This window comes from Mesorhizobium sp. M1163 (assembly GCF_040318415.1).
Taxonomy (GTDB): Bacteria; Pseudomonadota; Alphaproteobacteria; order Rhizobiales; family Rhizobiaceae; genus Mesorhizobium.
Map to the genome: position 1 here is coordinate 10,001 of NZ_JAMYMF010000052.1, position 19,905 is coordinate 29,905.

Genomic DNA, 19,905 nt, shown 5'->3' on the forward strand with positions numbered 1-19,905 from the left:
CAATACGTGCCGGCGCAGGAGCCGGAGCCAAATCCCGAATTGCTGACGGCGTTCGACGATTCGCCTGCGCCCGTGGTGCGCGGCAATCTACCGAACGTCTATGACGGCATCTATCGCACCGCCTATTCCTACGGCATGTCCAAGGCCATGACGCAGCGGCTGATCAAGTTGCTGGCATCCGGTGTCGATTTCCAGTCGCGCCTCAGTCCCACGGATCGCATCGAGGTGCTGTTCTCGCAGCCCGATGGCGACGACCAGGCGTCCGACGAATCCGAGCTGCTTTACGTCTCCGCGACTTTCGGCGGCACGACGCGAAATTTCTACCGTTTCCAGATGCAGGACGGCAGCACCGACTATTTCGACGAAAACGGCAGCAGCGCCCAGCAGTTTCTGCTTCGCAATCCCTTGCCCAATGGCAGGTTTACGTCGGGGTTCGGTGCCAGGCGCCACCCCATTTTGGGGTATGTGAAAATGCATACCGGCACCGACTGGGCAGCTCCGGTGGGCTCGCCGATTATTGCCGCGGGCAACGGCGTCGTCGAAAAAGCCGGCTGGGCTGGCGGCTATGGCAAGCAGATCATCCTGCGGCACGCCAATGGTTACGAGACGTCCTACAATCACCAGAGTGCCTTTGCCAAGGGCATCGAGCCGGGTGTTCGCGTCCGCCAGGGTCAGGTTATCGGCTATCTCGGCTCAACCGGCCTCTCCACCGGTCCGCATCTTCATTACGAACTGATCGTCAACGGCACCAAGGTCGATTCGATGCGCGTCCGCCTGCCGGTCGGCAAAACGCTGAAAGGCGACGACCTCGTCGCCTTCAAGCGCGAGCGCGAACGCATCGACGACCTGCTCAGGCAGGAAGACAGCAATCAGCTGAAGGTAGCGAGCGCCAAGATCGAAGGCTGAGCCGACGTTTTCGTCGTCAGCCCTGCTGATTCGCCGTGTCGCGCGCCCATGGCAGCCGCTCGCCGGAAACCGTCATCCAGGCGGTGATTGCCGAAAGCAGGCAAAGCAGCGCGGTCACTGCGGCAACGGCCGCGAATGCCGCGTCGCTGGCGGCAAGCCGTGCCGCATCGAGACCGGGCGCCAGGCCGGCGGGCGCCGGTTCGCCGAAACCCGGAATGCCGGCACCGGTGCCGAGCACGGCAGCGTAGACCCAGGCCGCCAGCGATCCCATCGCCGCCACGGCAATCAGGCCGCCGATGCGCGAGACGGCGTTGTTGATGCCCGAGGCCGCACCCGTATCCTTGTCCTCGACCGCCGTCATGATGGCGGTCGAGAGCGGCGACACCACCAGCGCCATGCCGAACCCCATCAGCGCCATCAGCGGGAACACCCCCAACCAGAAATTGTGGATGCCCCAATAGGCCAGCAAGGCAAGCCCGGCAAAGGCAACAGCCACCACCAGACTGCCGCTGGCGATCGGAAAGCGAGGCCCGATGCGGTCGGACCACTGGCCGACCGGCCCGGACAGCAGCGCGATCAATGCCGACAGCGGCAGGAAGATGAAGCCGACCTCGGCCGTGCTCAGCCCCCATCCGGCGATCATGAGCATCGGCAGATAGAACAGATTGGCCGACAGCGCGAAATAAAGGAAGAAGGTCGCCACATTGGCGCCCGCAAACGCCCCAATCCGAAACAGCGATAGGTCGATCATCGGCTCGCGCCGCCGGCGTTCGAAGACTATGAACACGACGAGCAAAACTGCGCCGGCGGCAATACTCGGGCCGGACATCAGCCCCTCCCCGTCACCGCTCATCGAGGTCAGGCCGTAAGCGAGCGCTCCGAACGCCAATATGGCGAGTGCTGCGCCGCCGAGATCGAGGCTGCGCTTTTCCGCCGGCGCGTCGGCGGGAACCTTGGCCAGCAGAAGATAGATCGAGATAAGACCGAGCGGCAGGTTGATGGCGAAGATCGCCCGCCAGATGCCGTCGCCGAAGGCCGACAGCACGAAGCCGCCCAGCACCGGACCGAGCGCCATCGTCAGCGCTGATGCCGCCGCCCAGATGCCGATCGCCCGGCCGCGTTCCTTTTTCGGATAGGCTTTGGCGATAATGGCCAGGCTGCCCGGCACCATGACGGCCGCTCCAACACCCTGGATAGCCCGAAACGCAATAAGCACCGCCGGGTTAGGCGCCAACGCGCAGGCAAGCGAGGCGGCGATGAACAGGACGATGCCGGCGACGAAGGAGTGGCGCAGGCCGAAGCGATCGCCAGCGGCGCCGCCGACGAGAATGAGGGCTGAAAGCGTCAATGCATAGGCATCGGAAATCCATTGCGCCTCGGCGAGGCTGGCGCCGAGGTCGACGCGGATCGCCGGCGTCGCAATAGCCAGGACCGATCCGTCGATAAAGCCGAGTGCGGAAGCCAGGATCGCCGCGATCAGCACGAACCGCCGCTGCGCCTGCGGGCAAAACGTATCGGACGGAAGTGAGCCGGTCAGGGGAACGGCGCCGGTACCGACTTTGGTTGGCGTGTGCATGCTGCCTTACCTAGACCGCCGGGGGCCAGCGACAACCGGCCAGCAGGCTGTTCTCGTTGAAACCAGCCCGAACCTGGCCATGCAGGCAGGACCACGCCAGTGCGGGTGCAAACGGCCGATGCCGTGCTAAGCTTCTTGCAGCGCGACTGGCAAGGGGGAAAATACCCGCATGAAACGACCGCTCGAACCCTCGGCGGAAGGACGTGGGCGCGTCGTCGGCATCACCGACGGCGTGTTCGCCATCGCGCTCACCCTGATCGTTCTCGAGATCAGGGTGCCAGCGCATGAAACGGTGCATTCCGAAAACGAGTTGATCGCCGCGGTCGCAGCACTGGCGCCGCGTTTTCTGACCTATGCGCTCAGCTTCCTGACGCTGACCATCTTCTGGTTCGGCCAGCAGGCGCAGCACGGGCTGATCGCGAAGTCCGACAGGCGGCTTGCGACGCTGAACCTTTGTTTTCTCGGTTTCATCGCCTTGCTGCCGTTCTCGACCGATCTTTTGGCCGACTTCCTCGAATTCAGAACCGCCGTGCTCGTCTACTGGCTCAATCTTTTGATGCTCGGGCTGACGCTGCTCGCCAGTTGGCGCTATGCGGACAAAAACGGCCTCCTGGCGGAAGGCGTCGATGCGGAGACCACCCGAACGGTCTATCTGCGCATCGTCAAGGCGCAGATCCTGTGGGCGATCGGCGCTGCACTCTGCCTCGTCAGCCCGCTGCTCAGCGTCGGCTTCATGTTGGTGGTGCAGCTGATCTATGCGGCGGCGCCACGCGCGCGACTGCTGCGCAAGATCATCGGGTGAGTGGAGCGAAAACGCTCAACTCAGTCGACGAACTCCACCGTCACGCCGGGCGACACGATTTTGGCCAGCTCGCGCGCGTCCCAATTGGTCAGCCGCACGCAGCCATGGCTTTCGGTCTTGCCGATCTTGGACGGATCCGGGGTGCCGTGAATGCCATAGGTCGGCTTGTCCAGCGCAATCCAGACCGAGCCGACCGGACCGTTCGGCCCCGGCGGGATGGTCAGGATCCTGTCGTTTTCGCCCTGCTTGAAATTGATGTTCGGGTTGTAGGTGTAATTCGGATCCAACGCGACACGCGACACCGCATGGGTGCCGGACGGCGACGGCGTGTCCGACGAGCCGATGGTCGCCGGATAGGCCGCGACCAGCTTGCCCGCCGCATCATAGGCGCGGACCTGCTTGTTGGCCTTGTCGGCGATGATGCGCGCCACCGGCGTCGCCACCAGCCTGCCGAAATTGGCGACCTTGATGATGGTGCCGGGGCGGCTGAAATTGGCGTCCGGATTGAGCGATTTCAGATAGGCCTCGTCCATGTGGAAGCGCTCGGCCAGCGCCTCGGGCACCGACGTGTAGCCCATGCGGTCGAGCTGGGCCTTTTGGCTGTAGTCCTCCGGTATCGAGGCGACATAGGGGCCGGCCGCATCCTCGGGCGTGATCGTATAGGAGGCGAAGGCATCGCCACCGGATTGCGCCAGGGCGGCCTGGATGCCGATCGCATCGGTCGATTTCAGATTGCTGCCGGTGATCTCATTATAGGCGGCAAGCGCCTTGTCGACATTCGAGCCGAAGCGTCCGTCGATGACGCCGGGCGAAGAACCGGCACGGTCGAGCAGCACCTGCAGCGCCGCCACGTCCTGGCGGGCGCCGAGCGATAACGACGGGTCGACCGCCGTTTTGCCGCCAGTGCTTGGCGGCAAGGCCGCCTGCTCGCCCGGCACTGTCGGTTCGACCGGCTCGATCGAAGCCTCATTGAGCGGCTGGCGCTCAATGGTGCGCGGCTTCACCGGCTGCGCTTCCTCCGGAAAATTGTTGCCATAGCCGCCGTCATCCCGCGGCGCTTCGGGGAAGACTTCTGCCGAATTGTCGCCATAGGGGTCGTACTCGTCAGCCGGCGGCACGATGACCCTGCCTTCGTCTTCCAACCGCCTGCGACGGAACCGCGCCGTGTCCTCCGGATCGTCAAGATAATAGCGGTCGTCTTCGACCGGTCCGAGATTGCGCAGGCGCTCGCGGCGCAAGGCACGGCGATCGAGCCTGGTCTGCGGCGGCTGGATGGCGATAACCTTGCCGGTCTCCGCATCGACGATGACGCGGTTTCCCCTGGCGTCGTAATAGATGTCGAGATTGCCGTTCTGGGCGACAAGAATGCCGCCGTCATCGGCAGCACGACCCACCCGTGGCGCAGTATCCACTATCGGCGATGCCATCGTATTCGAAGCCAGCAGCCCGGCAGCAAGCGCTGAAAGGGTAAAGATGGTGCGCAACATGGTGGCCAAAATTCTCCGGTCCGTAATTGCCGCCGCCGGCATTGTCTCTCAAGAGCGCCGCGCGTCCTTTTGGGCTTAAGGACACTCTAACGCTTTAAATCTCCGCATCGTGCTTTGCGAAAATCAAAACTCGATTTCGGGCCGATGTGGTCGCGAACCCCTTCGCCAGCAAATCACTTGCGTACGATAAGGTTCCAATATGAACCGGGCATGAAGATGGCGGATTTCTGGCAGATCAACCGGCAATGAGTCCCAATTCCTTGCGCGCCTGCTTCGTCAGCTTCAGCGCGACGAGACGGTGGCTTTCGCGCAGATAATCCTTCAGCGCCTCGTCATCCATGCTTTCGCCTGTCTGGCGCTGGATCCATTTCATGCCGCGCGAGGCGAGATAGGGCGCCGGCCGAAGGCCCGGCTGTTCCCTCAGCACGTCATAGGCGATATCGGAGCATTTGAAGGTGACGAACGGCTCTTTGCCTTCACTCCAGCCGCCGATTGCAAACACCTTGCCGCCGACTTTCCAGACATGGGCGCCGCCCCACTGCACGACATGGGTCGTCGAAGGCAGCGAGGCGCAGAAGCTGTTATAATCGTCCAGCGTCATCTGCGCCCCGCCAATGATGGTAGACCATGAGATCATGGTCAAAAAAGAAGAGAGGAGCCCATCCCGATTCCATCGGGATGGAACAGGCTTTGGCTTGAAGTCAGGCGGCCGCCTCGGTTGCCACGACCGCCGGCTTCGAGCGGAAGTTCAGCCGGTCGGACCCGGCGGTGACCTTGACGGTCGAGCCGTCGAGGATCTCGCCGAGCAGGATCTTTTCCGCCAGCGGATCCTGCAATTCCTTCTGCATCACCCGCTTCAGCGGCCGCGCGCCGTAGGCCGGATCATAGCCCTTGGCCGCCAGCCAGTCGATCGCCTCCTGATCGAGCGAAAGCGCGATCTTGCGGTCGACAAGCAGGTTTTCCAGCCGCTTGAGCTGGATTTCGACGATGCGGCTCATATCCTGCCGGCGCAACCGGTGGAACAGGATCACCTCGTCGATGCGGTTGAGGAATTCCGGCCGGAACGAAGCCCTGACCACATTCATCACCTCGTCGCGCACCACGTCGACATCCTGGTCCTCGCCGAGATTGACCAGATATTCGGCGCCGAGGTTGGACGTCATGATGATCAGCGTGTTGCGGAAGTCGACCGTACGGCCCTGCCCGTCGGTCAGCCGGCCGTCGTCGAGCACCTGCAGCAGCACGTTGAACACGTCCGGATGCGCCTTCTCGATCTCGTCGAACAGCACGACCTGATAGGGCCGCCGCCGGATCGCTTCGGTCAGCGCGCCGCCTTCCTCATAGCCGACATAGCCTGGGGGCGCGCCGATCAGCCGGGCGACCGAGTGCTTCTCCATGAACTCCGACATGTCGATGCGCACCATGGCGCTCTCGTCGTCGAACAGGAAGCTGGCCAGTGCCTTGGTCAATTCGGTCTTGCCGACGCCCGTCGGTCCGAGGAACATGAACGAGCCGAGCGGCCGGTTCGGGTCCTGCAGGCCGGCGCGCGCACGGCGCACCGCTTTCGACACCGCCTGCACCGCCTCACCCTGGCCGACGACGCGCTTGCCGACCTCGTCTTCCATGCGCAACAGCTTGTCGCGTTCGCCTTCCAGCATCTTGTCGACCGGGATCCCCGTCCAGCGCGACACGATATGAGCGACGTGATCGGGGCCGACCACTTCCTCGACCATGCCGACCTTGCCATCCCTGGCTTCGGCCTGCTTCAGCTGCTTTTCGAGTTCCGGGATCTTGCCATAGGCAAGTTCGCCGGCGCGCTGGAATTCGCCCTTGCGCTGCGCAATGGCAAGTTCGTTGCGCGCCTCGTCGAGCTGCTTCTTGAGGTCGGCGGCAAGCCCGAGCTTCTGCTTCTCGGCCTGCCACTTCGAGGTCAGCTCGGTCGATTCCTCCTCGAGGTTCGAGAGTTCCTTCTCAAGCCGGGCGAGCCGGTCCTTCGAGGCATCGTCCTTCTCGACCTTGAGCGCCTCGCGCTCGATCTTGAGCTGCATGATGCGGCGATCGATCTCGTCCAGCGCCTCGGGCTTCGAATCGACCTGCATCCTGAGCCGCGAGGCGGCCTCGTCGACGAGATCGATCGCCTTGTCCGGCAAGAAGCGGTCGGCGATGTAGCGGTTTGACAGCGTAGCGGCCGCGACCAGCGCCGAATCCGAGATGCGCACCTTGTGGTGCTGCTCGTATTTCTCTTTCAGGCCGCGCAGGATCGAGACGGTGTCTTCGACCGTCGGCTCATTGACGAAGACCGGCTGGAAGCGGCGGGCAAGGGCCGCATCCTTCTCGACATGCTTGCGGTATTCGTCGAGCGTGGTGGCGCCGACGCAGTGCAGCTCGCCGCGGGCCAGCGCCGGCTTCAGCAGGTTCGACGCATCCATGGCGCCATCCGCCTTGCCGGCGCCGACCAGGGTGTGCATCTCGTCGATGAACAGGATGATGCCGCCGGCCGCAGACGTGACTTCGGAAAGCACCGCCTTCAGCCGCTCCTCGAACTCGCCGCGGTATTTGGCGCCGGCGATCAGCGACCCCATGTCGAGCGCCATCAGCTGCTTGTCCTTGAGCGATTCCGGCACATCGCCATTGACGATGCGCAGCGCCAACCCTTCGGCGATCGCCGTTTTGCCGACGCCGGGTTCGCCGATCAGCACCGGGTTGTTCTTGGTGCGGCGCGACAGCACCTGGATGGTGCGGCGAATTTCGTCATCACGGCCGATGACCGGATCGAGCTTGCCCGCGCGGGCGTCCGCCGTCAGGTCCCGCGCGTATTTCTTCAGCGCGTCGTAGCCCTGCTCGGCGCTCGCCGAATCGGCGGTGCGACCTTTGCGTACGTCGTTGATGACCTGGTTCAGCGCCTGCGGCGTGACACCCGCCTTGGACAGGATGTCGGCGGTCTTGGCCGACTTTTCCATGGCAAGCGCCTGCAAAAGCCGTTCGACGGTAACGAAGCTGTCACCGGCCTTCTTGGCCAGTTCCTCGGCGGTCGAGAACACCTTTGCCAGCGGCTGCGCCAAATAGAGCTGGCCATTGCCGCCCTCGACCTTGGGCATTGCCTCCAGTGCCGTTTCGACGCCGAGCTTGACGTCACGGACATTGCCGCCGGCGCGCTCGATCAGCGACGCAGCCAGGCCCTCGTCGTCGTCGACAAGGACCTTAAGAATATGCTCGGGAGTGAATTGCTGGTGGCTGCGGGAAAGCGCCATGGTTTGCGCGGACTGGATAAAGCCACGCACGCGCTCGGAATATTTTTCAAGATTCATGCCTGTCTCCTTCCGTCACCGGCCCGCTTCGCGGCACCGGATCAGATTGCGGTGACGGACCCGCCCGTTCGAGCCGGATCCTGTTCACGCAAGATATGGGACGCAAACCACGGACCCTCAAGACGCCTCGACACTGGCGAACGCATAATATTCCGAGCGCGCAAAACAAAAACGGCGGAGATTTCTCTCCGCCGTCCAGGGTAAGGGATGCGCTAAGATCGCCTGAACGTTTCTTCGATCAATTCTCGACGTCGGCAATAATAGGTTGACCGCCGGCGTCTTCAGCCGGCGCCGCATCGACATTGCCAGTTTCGGCACTGTCAGGGCCGGAACTGTCAGGGCCGGCATTGTCGTTGCCGCCATTTGCCTGTTCGACATCGAGGCGCGGACGACGCGGACGCCTGGGGCGGCGGGCCGGGCTGTTTTCGGCCGCGGCTTCGTTGAGCTCGGCCTGGGCGGCGAGACCCGCCGGCGAAAGGTTTTCGAATTGCGGTGCGGGCTCGCTCACAAAGACCGGCTCAGCGGCCGGCACGGGCTCCGCCTGCGCCGGCGTCTCGTCGCGCCGTGGCTGTTCGACGCGCTGACCACCCTGCTGCTCGCCGCGCGCGCCATATTCGCCGCGCTGGCCGTTCTGGCCGTAACCGCCATTGGGGCGACGGTCGCGGTGGCGTCCGCCATTGTTGTCGCGGCCGCCCCGATTGTCGCGGCTGTTTTCCTGGTTCAGAGCCAGCTCGGCCGGCGTGCCATCGATGACCGGCTGCGGGCCGGCACCGTGATTGGCCGACGCCGAGGCCTCGTTGGCATTGTTGTTGCCGGCATTGTCGAACTCATCGCGATCCTCGTCGCCGTCATCGTCGAAATCATCTCGATTCTGCTGCGCGTTCTGGATCGGCATCTGTGCCTGAGCGGCTGCGATGATGCGGTTATAGTGCTCGGCATGCTGGAGATAGTTTTCCGCCATCACCCGGTCGCCGGAGCTTTGCGCGTCACGGGCAAGGGTTGCGTACTTCTCGGCAATCTGCTGAGCCGATCCGCGGATCTTCACGTCCGGACCGTTGCTCTCATAGTTGCGCGTCAGGGGATTCGGCCCCTTACGGTTGTTGTTGTTATTGTTGTTGCCGCCGCCGCCATTGTTGTTGCGACCGCGCATGCGCCTGTTTTGCTGTTGTGGCCTCATTAGACTCTCTTCACTTTGAAATTTTCGAAAAACTCTTCACGAACGGAGGCGCTCATGCGGCCAGCCGTTTCGTTCCTTCACCGGCGTTCGCCCGCATCAATTGCGTTGGCGCCACGTGCCATCCTGTTCCGGTTACTTCACTTGCCGGACGATTCCCGCACGAAGCTTGGGCGTCGTTTGCGCAAGAAGGCAGCTATTTCCAAGGAAAACCGAATCGCTAAGAGCACTGCCTGCTTCGTCTCATCCGGTTAACGCGACCCTAGCCGCATTCCCCGGTATTGCCAAGCGCTTTTTTCGCACTGCATCACGGCTTCCACCGTTCGAACACAAGAACTCTGTCGTTTCCGCCGAGATCACGAAACACCCCGACCGGACAGTACCCGGCCGCGGAGAATATCCCCGTAACCTGTTGGTGCTGCGTATGGCCGATCTCGACCGCAATCCTGCCTTGGAGTTCCAAATAGGCTGCCGCTCCTGCGGCGATCTTCCTGTAGGGGCTCAGACCGTCCACGCCGCCATCCAAGGCCTGGCGTGGATCGAAACCGCGGACCTCGTCCTGCAGATTTCCAATGTCGTCTGAGCGTATATAGGGAGGGTTTGCGACAATTACATGGTACCGGCCAGAAACTTTTTCAAACCAGTCGGATTTGAGCGCCGTGAACCGGTCGGCGAGCCCCAATTCCCCGGCATTACGCATGGCCGTGACCAGCGCCTCTCGCGAAATGTCGACGCCGGTGGCGGTCGCGGCCGGGACAGCGCTGAGCAGCGCCAGCGCGATGGCACCGGTGCCGGTCCCCAGATCGAGGACGCGGCAGCCGCCTTCGCGTGCCGCCATTGCCTTGACGAAGGGCAGTATAGCCTCGACCAGCGTTTCGGTATCCGGCCGCGGCTCCAGCGTTTGCGGCGAAAGCGACAGGCGCAAGCCGTAGAATTCGCGATAGCCGAGGATGCGGTGCACCGGCTCGCCGGCGATACGCCGCCGCAGTGCGGCATCGATCGCTGCTCTCACGCCCGCATCGACCGTTTGCCCGGGATCGGCGATGGCCTGCGTGCGGGTCGTGCCGGAAAAATGCTCGACGATCAGCCTGGCATCGAGCGCCGGATCCGCGATCCCGGCCGCGGTAAGCCGGTTTCGCGCCTCCCGCAACAGTGAGGCGAGCGTGCCGGGCAGGCCGTCAGCCATCGAGGCCGATATCGGCGAGCAGCTTCGACTGGTGATCGGCGATCAGCGCGTCGATGATCTCGTCAAGCTCACCCATCATCACCCGGTCGAGCTTGTAGAGCGTCAGGTTGATGCGATGATCGGTGACGCGCCCTTGCGGAAAATTATAGGTGCGGATGCGTTCCGAGCGGTCGCCCGAGCCGACCTGCGACTTGCGCGATTCGGAGCGTTCCTCGTCCGCCTTGCTGCGCTCGAGGTCGTAGAGCCTGGCGCGCAGGATCTGCATGGCCTTCGCCCGGTTCTGGTGCTGCGACTTTTCCGCCTGCACCACCATGATGCCGGTCGGCAGATGGGTGATGCGCACGGCCGAATCGGTGGTGTTGACGTGCTGGCCGCCGGAACCCGAGGCGCGCATCGTGTCGATGCGGATGTCTTCGGCCCTGATGTCGATATCGACCTCTTCCGCTTCCGGCAACACCGCGACCGTCGCCGCCGAGGTATGGATGCGCCCGCCCGCTTCCGTCGTCGGCACACGCTGCACGCGGTGCACGCCGGATTCGAATTTCAGATGCGCAAAGACGCCCTTGCCCGAAACGGTGGCTATGATTTCCTTGTAGCCGCCGACCTCGCCCTCGCTGGCCGACACCGTCTCGAAACGCCAGCCATGCGCCGCGGCATAGCGCTCGTACATGCGAAACAGGTCGCCGGCGAAAAGTGCCGCCTCGTCACCGCCGGTGCCGGCGCGGATTTCGAGGATGGCGTTCTTTTCGTCGGCGGCATCCCTTGGCAACAGCAGGATCTGGATGTCCTGCTGCAGCGCCTCGATGCGATGCTTGACCCCTGGCAGATCGGCCTCGGCCAAGGCCCGCATCTCGGCGTCGGTGCCCTTGTCGGCGAGCATCGCCTCCAGATCGGCCTGTTCGCGCTCGGCGGCGCGCAGTGCCCTGATCTTTGCCGCCATCTCCTGGATGTCGGCATATTCGGAGGCCATCCTGACATAGGCGTCCGCCGCCGGCCCGGCCGACATCTGCGCTTCGAGCATGTCGAAACGCTTGACGACTTGGTCCATACGGTCGCGGGGCAGGTTGATCATGGCGAAGTTTATAGCGGTATAGAGCGGTCGTCGGCAAAGGCTTGCAGCAGCGCCCGCATCGGCAGGCCTTGCGCCGGCGCCATCAGATTGTCGTCGAAGAACGCCTCCAGTTCGCTGAGCGGCAGTTCCGTCAGCATCGCCTTGACCGGGCCGATCGAAGCCGGCGACATCGAGATCGAGCGATAGCCAAGGCCGATCAGCGCCATCGCCGAAATCGGCTTGCCGGCAAGTTCGCCGCACAGGGTCACCGGCGTATGGTTGCGCGCCCCGGCATCGGCAATTTTCTTCAAAACACGCAGGAACGGCGTCGACAGCGGGTCGAAGCGGTCGGACAATTGGGTGTTGCCGCGGTCCACCGCCATGACGAACTGGAACAGGTCGTTCGAGCCGACCGAGACGAAATCGACCGCCTTCATCAACTCGTCGAGCTGGAACAGCAGCGACGGCACCTCCAGCATCGCGCCCACCTTGAGGCTGGTCGGCAAATGATGGGCAAAGCGCGACAAATGCCGCACCTCGCGATCGATGATCTCGCGCGCCTGCGCGATCTCGCCGAGTTCCGTCACCATCGGCAGCATCAGCTTCAGTTCGCGTCCGCCGCACGCCTTGAGCAGCGCGCGGATCTGGGTGCGCAGCAGGCCGGGCCGGTCGAGCGTCAGGCGGATGGCGCGCCAGCCGAGTGCCGGATTTTCCTCCTGGATCGAGCCCTTGAAATAGGGCAGCACCTTGTCGCCGCCGATATCGATGGTGCGGAACGTCACCGGCTTGCCGCGCGCCGCCTCGAGCACGTCACGGTAGAGCCGCTCCTGGGCTTCGGCGCGCGGAAAGGTCGAGGCGACCATGAATTGCAGCTCGGTGCGGAACAGGCCGATGCCGGCCGCGCCAGCTTCGGCCAGTTGCGGCAGATCGACCGCCAGCCCGGCATTCATCAGAAGATCGACCTGAACACCGTCCTTGGTCACCGACGGCTTCTTGCGCAGTTCGCGATAGACCTCTTGCCGCCGCGCCCTGAAGCGCACTTTCTCGGCATAGGCCGCCTCGAGGTCGGGCTGCGGGCGCAGATGGATCGCGCCTTCCTCGCCGTCGACGATGATGGCATCGCCGTTTTCCGCCATGGAAACGGCGCCCTTCATCTGGCCGGCGACCGGTATGCCCATCGCACGGGCCACGATGACGACATGGCTGGTCGCCGCGCCGTCCTCCAGCACCAGCCCGCGCAGCTTGTCTCTGGGATAATCGAGCAGCTCGGCAGCACCCATCGAGCGGGCGACGATGATGGCGTCCTTGGGCAGCGAAGCCGCGACATCCTCAGGCCCGCGCCCCATAAGCTGCCGCAGCAACCGATTGGCGAGATCGTCGAAATCGCTCATCCGTTCGCGCAGATACGGATCGGTCATGTGCAGCATGCGGGCACGCATGTCGCTCTGCACCTTTTCGACCGCCGCTTCGGCCGTCAGGCCGTTGCGGATCGCCTCCTCCAGCCGGCGTACCCAGCCGCGATCGTTGGCGAACATGCGATAGGCTTCGAGCACCTGGCGATGCTCGCCCTCGAAGGCGACGTCGCGGCGCTCCAGCATGTCGTCGATGGAGAGCCTGAGCGAGCCGAGGGACGCGTCGAGCCGCCTGACCTCCTCCTCGCTGTCCTCGTTGAACAGGTTGGTGACGACAATGCGCGGCTCGTGCAGCACCACATGGCCAAGCCCGACGCCTTCATTGAAGGACAGGCCGGTAAAGCTTACCGGGCGACGCAGATCGAGCTCGAGGCCGGGGCGCGTCAGCCGCTCCAGATCGCCGGTCGCGATCATCTCGGCGATCACCATCGCCGTCGTTTCCAGCGCCTCGACCTCGTCGTCTCGATAATGGCGCATGGTCTTGTTCTGCACGACCAGGACGCCGAGCGTCCGCCCTGCCCTCAGCACCGGCACGCCGAGGAAGGAATTGTAGATTTCTTCCCCGGTCTCCGGCAGGTAGGCGAAGGCAGGATGCTCCTGTGCATTGGAAAGGTTGAGCGGCCGCGCCGAGGCCGCGATCGTGCCGACCAGGCCTTGACCCAGCCTGAGCTGCGCCAGGTGGACGGCGTTCGGGTTCAGGCCTTCGGTGGCGTAGAGCTCGAGCACCGAATCGGCGCGCAGCACATAGAGCGAGCAGACCTCGGCAACCATGTTGGAGGCGATGTCGCGCACGATCCGGTCAAGCCGCTCCTGCGGCTCCAGCGGCTCTTGCATGAGCTCGCGGAGCCGTTTCAGCAAAACGCGCGGGCCACTGGCCGAATCACGCATCGCGGCTTCTTCTCCAATAGCATTTCAGCCGGTGCAGGTTGCCCTGCACAGCGGCACAAACGCAACAACTCAATTAGAGCGCCGTGCGTCCAATTGGACGCATAAAGGCCGCTCCAAGACTTTCGATCTGCTACTGCTTATCCAGACCGTAGACGGAATGCAAAGTGCGAACTGCTAGTTCCGTATAGGGACCGTCGATCAGGATCGAAATCTTGATTTCGGACGTTGTAATGGCGCGGATGTTGATCGACCTGTCGGCCAGCGCCTTGAAGGCGGTGGCGGCGACGCCGGCATGGCTGCGCATGCCGATGCCGATGACCGAGACCTTTGACATGCCGGCTTCCGACTGCACCACATCGTAGCCGATCGTCGCCTTCAGCCGTTCGAGCACGGCAAGCGCCTTGTCGACGTCGCCGGATGGCACGGTGAAGGTCATATCGGTGAACTTGCCGTCCTCGGAAATGTTCTGGACGATCATGTCGACGTTGATGTTGGCCTCGGCGAGCGGCCCGAAAATGCCGGCGGCGACGCCCGGCCGGTCGCCGACGCGGCGCAGCGATATCTGCGCCTCGTCCTTGGCATAGGCAATTCCGGTGACGACCTGCTGTTCCACGATCTCTTCCTCGTCGCAAATAAGCGTTCCCGGCGGATTGAGCAAATCCCCCATTCCGGGTGCATCGGGATCGTCGAAGGACGACCGCACAAAGGTACGCACCCTGTGCACCATGGCAAGCTCGACCGAGCGCACCTGCAGGACCTTGGCGCCCAGCGAGGCCATTTCGAGCATTTCCTCGAAGGAAATCTTGGCCAGCCGCCGCGCCTTCGGCTCGATGCGCGGATCGGTCGTGTAGACCCCGTCGACATCGGTGTAGATGTCGCAGCGGTCGGCCTTGACCGCCGCCGCGATGGCGACAGCGCTGGTATCGGAACCGCCGCGGCCGAGCGTTGCGATCCGGTTGTCCGGCCCGATGCCCTGGAAACCGGCCACCACCGCCACCTGGCCTTCGCCGAAGCGCTTGATCAGGAACGCGCCGTCAATATCGAGAATGCGCGCCGCGCCATGCGCGTTGTCGGTCTTGATCGGGATCTGCCAGCCTTGCCAGGAGCGGGCATGCACGCCGATATTCTGCAGCGCGATCGCCAGCAAGCCGGCGGTGACCTGCTCGCCGGACGCGACGACGGCGTCATATTCGCGCGCATCGTGCATCGGCGAGGCCTCGCGCGTCCAATGCACGAGCTCGTTGGTCTTGCCGGCCATCGCCGAGACCACGACGGCGACCTCATGGCCGGCATCGACCTCGCGTTTGACGTGACGCGCCACATTGCGGATGCGGGCGATGTCGGCGACGGAGGTCCCGCCGAATTTCATCACGATGCGCGCCATGGAAGCGAAATGCCTTTAACTGGATGCCGGACCGAAGGCCGAAAAGCGGAAAAATGCGCCAAGCTGTGGCCAGGCGCTCAATGCGCGGCCTCCTTAGCCAAATGACAGTCGTTTCGCAAGGCGTGCCGCCGCCGCCGGCCGGGCGACACACCAGCGCAGCATCGCGCCTGCACTGCGTCTTGCCAAAATGATGCGCGCTTCAGCCCAGCTGTGCCGTGGCTCTCCACAGGCGCGGATAGTGGAGGACGAAGCCGAGCGGCGAGACCTCCAGCATCTCATTGTAGCCGAACAGCGGCGCGGCATAGGCGTAGTGTGCTGCATCGACGCGTCGATAGGTCTGTTCCAGGTGCGTCAGCGTCAGGTCGGGAAATGTCAGATAGGCCGCCGGGGCGGGCGTCGCCGTGCCGACATCGAGGGCAAAACGGCGGAGCGCCAAAAGGTTCGTGGCGGGCGTGAAGCCGAGATCGACATCGATGAGACCGTCGACTTCAGCTTGATGCTCGCCGTTCAGCGTCCATTGGCGCTCGGTAAGCCGGTCGATGCCATAATGCAGCTCTTGCGTGCCGAGGAAGCCGTCGGCACGCGCCGAGCGCGTATGCCAGCCGGCATCGCAGTCCACCTCGTAGGCGATGCTGCACGGCTTGCCGTCCTGAACGAAAAGCGCGTGTCCCCTGAGGTTCCACCCGGAACTCGCTTCCGACAGCAGGCAAGCGTCGTGGCCTTCCTGGTCAAGCCGGCGCCAAAGAATGGAAGCAACCGTTCGCATCATTGTGCACTCCTTCGGACACGATGTCTCTGCTTCGTCCGCCAGGGCATTGGTGTTTCCTTCCGGCACACCATCAACTGACATGTGCTGACACAATTGCCTCCGGCAAAAGGCGGTGCTGTCAGGCATCACGCGCATCGCGCTGCCGGCGGTGAATTTCGCGCCTTGACATTCGCAGCCTTGCGCCCGACTTCCTAGCGTCCGAGGAGACCACGCCATGCCAGGGCCCCGACGATCGACGATCGATGCCGGAGAGGTGGAACGATTTTCCGCCCTTGCCGCCGAATGGTGGAACCCGAACGGCAAGTTCCGCCCGCTGCATAAGTTCAACCCGATCCGGCTTGCCTATATCCGCGACCAGGTGGCGGCCCGCTTCGGCCGTGATCCGCGTGCGGCACGGCCGTTCGAAGGCCTGCGCTTCCTCGACATAGGCTGCGGCGGCGGGCTTTTGTGCGAGCCGATGGCGCGGCTTGGCGCCGAAGTGGTCGGCGCCGATGCCTCAGTCACCAACATTGAGGTGGCGAAGCTGCATGCCGCGGAAGTCGGCGTCACGGTGGACTACCGCGCAACGACCGCGGAAGACCTGGCCGACGCCGGCGAAAAATTCGACGTCATCCTCAACATGGAAGTGGTCGAGCATGTCGCCGATGTCGATCTGTTCCTGGCCAAATGCGGCGAGATGGTCAAGCCCGGCGGCATCATGTTCGTCGCCACCATCAACCGCACGCTGAAGGCCCTGGGCCTGGCCATCATCGGCGCCGAATATGTGCTGCGCTGGCTGCCCCGCGGCACCCACCAGTTCGGCAAGCTGGTGCGCCCCGAGGAACTCGAAAAGGCGCTTGCCGGCGCCGGCCTGACCGTCATCGACCGCACCGGGGTCACCTACAGCCCGCTCGCCGATCGCTGGCAGCGGTCGAAGGACATGGACGTCAACTACATGGTGCTGGCGGAGAAGGTATCCGTCTGAAGCTTACGCCTTCTGGCCCCTATGTCTTCTGGCTTTGCGCCTTGGTGGTGATGAACACGCCGGCGGTGATGATGACGGCACCCGCCCAGGTCAGCAACTGATAGCGCTCGCCGAGGAAGAGCGTCCCGGCAAACAGCCCGACCGCCGCCGCCACATAGCCGATCTGGCTGAGATAGACCGGGCCGCCGACCGCTTGCAGGCGGAAGAAGAAGGCGAACATCGCCGAGGCTGATTCCACCTGTGCCGCAGCGACCAGCGGCACGCCGCCGAGCGACCCGAATGCATTGCCGCCCAGCAGGACCAGAATGCCGGCAAGCAGCATCAAGGCTGCTGCCAGATGGCTGCCGACGGCAAGCTCGATCGGGCCGGTGTCTTCAGGCCAGTCGACGGTGCGGTAGATGTTGCCGGCGGCGAGGCTGACCGGGATGAGCAGGCCCATCGCCACCCAGAAAAATTCGGCCGGATGGCCCGCTTCCCCGCGCGTCACGGCCACCATGACTGCGCCCACGAAACCGACGACTATGCCGACGATGCCCAGCATGGTCGGGCGCCTGACCCCGAGCAGCATCGAGAACACCAGCGTGACGACCGGCGACAGCGTGAACATGATGCCGCTGTAGCCGGCGCCCAGATGCGGAATGGCTGAAAACATCAGCAGATTGGGGATTGCGTAGGAGACGGCCGCGGTGACAAAGAAATAGCGCAGCCTGTGCGGCGAAAGCCGCATGCGCTGCCCGTTGAGCAGCAATGCGCACAAAAGCACGCCGCCGGCGCCAAGCGAGATGACGAAGGCCCAGACCATGGCGGGGACGCCGGCCGCCGTCGCGATCTTGCCGAACGGCAGCGTCAGGCCGAGCAGTCCACCGGTGACGACCAGAAGGCCAAGCGCCGAGTCCCAGAGAAATTTCATCGCCGTCCCATCGCCTGTTCGCACTTGGCCGATACCACAAGCTGAGGTACGATAAGGTAAAGATTCTTCACGTCAAGATACATAACGGTGAGAGACATGGATCGCGCAGCAAAAGCGATCGAGCAGTGGAAAAAGGAACGGCCGGATCTCGATGTCTCGCCGATGGCCGTGCTCGGACGGTTGAACGAGGCTGCCTCGTTGATCGCGCGGGAGCGGCTGGCGCCGCTGTTTGCAAGTTACGGACTGCAATCCGGAGAATTCGATGTGCTGGCGACGCTGCGTCGTTCCGGGCCGCCATACGCGCTGACGCCGACCGCTCTGTACGAGGCGACGATGGTGACATCGGGCGCGATGACCAACCGCCTCGATCGGCTCGAGAAATCCGGCCTGATCAAGCGCGGGCCACATCCCGACGATCGCCGCGGCATCGTCGTACAACTGACCCGGAAGGGCCTCGCTTTGATCGACGAGGCGGTTGCCGCGCACGTTGCCAACGAGCACGAGATACTTTCCGGCCTGATACGCCCGGAGCAGGTCATGCTGGCACGCCTGCTCGAAAAATTGATCGCGAGCCTAGGCTAACCAAACCGGCCAAAAGGGCCGGCCGAGAAGGTGGAAAACTCAAATCCTGGCCGCGGAGCCTCGTTTGGGCCGGCGGACAGCTCTGATCTTGCCGCTGTTTCCGCCGCCACAGAAAAACTGGTCACCGCCATCGGATTCGAGCCCCGACACGCCTGTTCCTGGCGGCATATCGAGCTTCTCCAGGACCTTTCCCGTTTCAGGATCGATCCGCCGGACATCGCTCTCCTCACCCTCCCAGGTGCCATGCCACAGCTCGCCATCGACCCAGCTGACCCCGGTGACGACGCGGTTGGAAACGATGGTGCGAAGGATTGCCCCTGTCTCGGGATCGACCTGATGGATCTTTCGGCCCCGATGCTGCCCGACCCAGAGCGTTCCTTCGGCCCAGGCGAGCCCCGAATCACCGCCATTGCCGGGCGCCGGGATCGACGCCAGCACCTGGCCATTCTTCGGATCGATCTTGTGGATGCGATCCTCGGCGATCTGATAGAGGTGCTGGCCGTCGAAGGCCGTTCCGGCGTGTGCCGCCACATCGATCGAGCGCACTACTTTGCCGCTCGCCGGATCGAAGGCGTTCAATCTGTCGCCTGACGCAAACCAGACATGCTCACCGTCGAAGGTGACGCCGTCGACGTGGTCGACACCCGGAAAGGGTCCATATTCACGGAGGATTTCGGCTGAGGATCGTTTCATAATACCACCCTAGTAGCCCGGCAACGGGCCGGGGAGTAACAAGATTGTCGGGAAACCCGGTACCGGCGGGGTCATCCAGCGACGCGCCCGCCCGCGGCCGAACGACTGCACCTTGCCTGACTGGGCGAGTTGCTCGAGCGCCCGCTGCACGGTACGCGAACTGGCTCCAAGCGCAATCGCCAAGGCCGAGCTCGACCACGACTCGCCGTCGGCGAGGAAGGCGAGCACCGCGGCATGATCGTCCTCGACGGGCGGCGCCAGCACGACGACCTCGCCGGCGCGGCGCGGCGCCAGGGCAAAGCCCCGCTTCGTCGCGCTCACATCGGCCAAGCTCCGAAGCTCCGCGCGAAGCCGCCCGATTTCGACCCGTAACCGCGCGCGATGTGATTCGTCCGCGTCCTTTCCCCGGAAAGCGCGCGCAATAAGCGTCGATCTTGCCACGTCCCCCGGCCAGGCTTCGGCCAGCGCGCGGGCAACAGCGAACAGCACCGGGCGGGTCGCCAGCGAGACGACGGTGTCTGCGACCCGCACGACATTGCGGCATGCATCCACCACGAGCGCCCCCGACGCCAGGAGCGCTTCGACTTCGTCGAGCAGAAGGGGCCGTTCCTCGCCACGGGCGACAAGGCGTGCCGCCGGCGTCTCCAGCACCAGCGATGCGCTCTCCACCTCTGCGGTCAGCGCGGGGATGCCGGCCGCGCGGCGCGCCCCCCCCCCCCCGGGGGGGGGGGGGCGGGCCCGGCCCCGGCCCCCCCGGCGGGGGGGGCGGGGGGCGCCCCCCCCCCCCGGGGGGGGCCCCCCGGGCCGGGGGCG

The 19,905-nt window shown here is 64.2% G+C and carries 16 protein-coding genes and 1 pseudogene (1 of these 17 running past the window's edge); 4 read left to right on the plus strand and 13 right to left on the minus strand.

Annotated features, from left to right (window positions below; genetic code table 11):
• Positions 1-906 carry the 3' end of a M23 family metallopeptidase gene (locus tag NKH43_RS32165; RefSeq protein ID WP_352861575.1) on the plus strand. The gene continues 1,053 nt to the left of window position 1, outside the view, so 906 of the gene's 1,959 nt are visible here — the last part of the coding sequence; the start codon falls outside the window, past its left edge; the stop codon is at positions 904-906.
• Positions 907-922: 16 nt separating this feature from the next.
• Here NKH43_RS32165 and NKH43_RS32170 read toward each other — a convergent pair whose 3' ends face one another.
• Positions 923-2,482 carry an MFS transporter gene (locus NKH43_RS32170; RefSeq protein WP_352861576.1) on the minus strand — a complete coding sequence of 520 codons (1,560 nt, stop codon included), beginning with the start codon at positions 2,480-2,482 and terminating at the stop codon, positions 923-925.
• A gap of 169 nt (positions 2,483-2,651) precedes the next feature.
• Between NKH43_RS32170 and NKH43_RS32175 the strand changes: the two genes are divergently transcribed.
• Positions 2,652-3,284 carry a TMEM175 family protein gene (locus tag NKH43_RS32175; RefSeq protein ID WP_352496396.1) on the plus strand — a complete coding sequence of 211 codons (633 nt, stop codon included), beginning with the start codon at positions 2,652-2,654 and terminating at the stop codon, positions 3,282-3,284.
• Positions 3,285-3,304: 20 nt separating this feature from the next.
• On the opposite strand, the gene NKH43_RS32180 is transcribed toward NKH43_RS32175, so the two are convergent.
• The 9 genes from NKH43_RS32180 to NKH43_RS32220 all read right to left on the minus strand — a co-directional run bounded on the left by NKH43_RS32180 (position 3,305) and on the right by NKH43_RS32220 (position 15,943).
• A complete protein-coding gene (locus NKH43_RS32180; RefSeq protein WP_352496395.1) occupies positions 3,305-4,771 on the minus strand; it encodes a L,D-transpeptidase family protein in 1,467 nt (488 codons plus the stop codon).
• A gap of 235 nt (positions 4,772-5,006) precedes the next feature.
• Entirely contained in the window at positions 5,007-5,372 is a 366-nt protein-coding gene (locus NKH43_RS32185) for an MmcQ/YjbR family DNA-binding protein (RefSeq protein ID WP_023722299.1), read from the minus strand.
• Positions 5,373-5,472: 100 nt separating this feature from the next.
• Positions 5,473-8,079 (minus strand): ATP-dependent chaperone ClpB, encoded by a 2,607-nt coding sequence (gene clpB, locus NKH43_RS32190; RefSeq protein ID WP_352861578.1) that lies wholly within the window; start codon positions 8,077-8,079, stop codon positions 5,473-5,475.
• A 238-nt stretch (positions 8,080-8,317) separates the two neighbouring features.
• On the minus strand, positions 8,318-9,229 hold the full coding sequence (locus NKH43_RS32195) for a DUF4167 domain-containing protein (RefSeq protein ID WP_352861580.1): 912 nt from the start codon (positions 9,227-9,229) through the stop codon (positions 8,318-8,320).
• A 331-nt stretch (positions 9,230-9,560) separates the two neighbouring features.
• Entirely contained in the window at positions 9,561-10,439 is an 879-nt protein-coding gene (gene prmC, locus NKH43_RS32200) for a peptide chain release factor N(5)-glutamine methyltransferase (protein WP_352861582.1), read from the minus strand.
• A complete protein-coding gene (prfA, locus tag NKH43_RS32205) occupies positions 10,432-11,511 on the minus strand; it encodes a peptide chain release factor 1 (RefSeq protein ID WP_352789469.1) in 1,080 nt (359 codons plus the stop codon). Before prfA ends, prmC begins: the two co-directional genes overlap by 8 nt.
• A gap of 8 nt (positions 11,512-11,519) precedes the next feature.
• Complete coding sequence (gene ptsP / locus NKH43_RS32210) at positions 11,520-13,790, minus strand: phosphoenolpyruvate--protein phosphotransferase (RefSeq protein ID WP_352789471.1); 2,271 nt, start codon at positions 13,788-13,790, stop codon at positions 11,520-11,522.
• Positions 13,791-13,920: 130 nt separating this feature from the next.
• Positions 13,921-15,174, minus strand: coding sequence for an aspartate kinase (locus tag NKH43_RS32215; RefSeq protein WP_352483550.1), 1,254 nt, complete (start codon positions 15,172-15,174; stop codon positions 13,921-13,923).
• A gap of 199 nt (positions 15,175-15,373) precedes the next feature.
• Entirely contained in the window at positions 15,374-15,943 is a 570-nt protein-coding gene (locus NKH43_RS32220; protein WP_352861584.1) for a putative glycolipid-binding domain-containing protein, read from the minus strand.
• A 214-nt stretch (positions 15,944-16,157) separates the two neighbouring features.
• Here NKH43_RS32220 and ubiG point away from each other — a divergent pair, with 214 nt between their 5' ends.
• Positions 16,158-16,907 (plus strand): bifunctional 2-polyprenyl-6-hydroxyphenol methylase/3-demethylubiquinol 3-O-methyltransferase UbiG, encoded by a 750-nt coding sequence (gene ubiG / locus NKH43_RS32225; RefSeq protein ID WP_352861586.1) that lies wholly within the window; start codon positions 16,158-16,160, stop codon positions 16,905-16,907.
• Positions 16,908-16,926: 19 nt separating this feature from the next.
• Here the strand turns inward: ubiG and NKH43_RS32230 are convergent, their stop codons facing one another.
• Complete coding sequence (locus NKH43_RS32230) at positions 16,927-17,817, minus strand: DMT family transporter (protein WP_352861587.1); 891 nt, start codon at positions 17,815-17,817, stop codon at positions 16,927-16,929.
• A 96-nt stretch (positions 17,818-17,913) separates the two neighbouring features.
• On the opposite strand from NKH43_RS32230, the gene NKH43_RS32235 reads away from it, so the two are divergent.
• Positions 17,914-18,399: a MarR family winged helix-turn-helix transcriptional regulator gene (locus NKH43_RS32235; protein ID WP_023722290.1), complete on the plus strand. Its 486-nt coding sequence runs from the start codon at positions 17,914-17,916 to the stop codon at positions 18,397-18,399.
• A 39-nt stretch (positions 18,400-18,438) separates the two neighbouring features.
• Here NKH43_RS32235 and NKH43_RS32240 read toward each other — a convergent pair whose 3' ends face one another.
• Positions 18,439-19,092: a Vgb family protein gene (locus NKH43_RS32240; RefSeq protein ID WP_023722289.1), complete on the minus strand. Its 654-nt coding sequence runs from the start codon at positions 19,090-19,092 to the stop codon at positions 18,439-18,441.
• Between the two features lie 9 nt (positions 19,093-19,101).
• Positions 19,102-19,905, minus strand: a pseudogene (locus NKH43_RS32245) (helix-turn-helix domain-containing protein); the annotation flags it as partial.

Coding starts and splice junctions, on each gene's coding strand:
- NKH43_RS32170 (WP_352861576.1), bottom strand. CDS start 2,482: ATGCACACGCCAACCAAAGTCGGTACCGGCGCCGTTCCCCTGACCGGC.
- NKH43_RS32175 (WP_352496396.1), top strand. CDS start 2,652: ATGAAACGACCGCTCGAACCCTCGGCGGAAGGACGTGGGCGCGTCGTC.
- NKH43_RS32180 (WP_352496395.1), bottom strand. CDS start 4,771: ATGTTGCGCACCATCTTTACCCTTTCAGCGCTTGCTGCCGGGCTGCTG.
- NKH43_RS32185 (WP_023722299.1), bottom strand. CDS start 5,372: ATGACGCTGGACGATTATAACAGCTTCTGCGCCTCGCTGCCTTCGACG.
- clpB (WP_352861578.1), bottom strand. CDS start 8,079: ATGAATCTTGAAAAATATTCCGAGCGCGTGCGTGGCTTTATCCAGTCC.
- NKH43_RS32195 (WP_352861580.1), bottom strand. CDS start 9,229: ATGCGCGGTCGCAACAACAATGGCGGCGGCGGCAACAACAATAACAAC.
- prmC (WP_352861582.1), bottom strand. CDS start 10,439: ATGGCTGACGGCCTGCCCGGCACGCTCGCCTCACTGTTGCGGGAGGCG.
- prfA (WP_352789469.1), bottom strand. CDS start 11,511: ATGATCAACCTGCCCCGCGACCGTATGGACCAAGTCGTCAAGCGTTTC.
- ptsP (WP_352789471.1), bottom strand. CDS start 13,790: ATGCGTGATTCGGCCAGTGGCCCGCGCGTTTTGCTGAAACGGCTCCGC.
- NKH43_RS32215 (WP_352483550.1), bottom strand. CDS start 15,174: ATGGCGCGCATCGTGATGAAATTCGGCGGGACCTCCGTCGCCGACATC.
- NKH43_RS32220 (WP_352861584.1), bottom strand. CDS start 15,943: ATGATGCGAACGGTTGCTTCCATTCTTTGGCGCCGGCTTGACCAGGAA.
- ubiG (WP_352861586.1), top strand. CDS start 16,158: ATGCCAGGGCCCCGACGATCGACGATCGATGCCGGAGAGGTGGAACGA.
- NKH43_RS32230 (WP_352861587.1), bottom strand. CDS start 17,817: ATGAAATTTCTCTGGGACTCGGCGCTTGGCCTTCTGGTCGTCACCGGT.
- NKH43_RS32235 (WP_023722290.1), top strand. CDS start 17,914: ATGGATCGCGCAGCAAAAGCGATCGAGCAGTGGAAAAAGGAACGGCCG.
- NKH43_RS32240 (WP_023722289.1), bottom strand. CDS start 19,092: ATGAAACGATCCTCAGCCGAAATCCTCCGTGAATATGGACCCTTTCCG.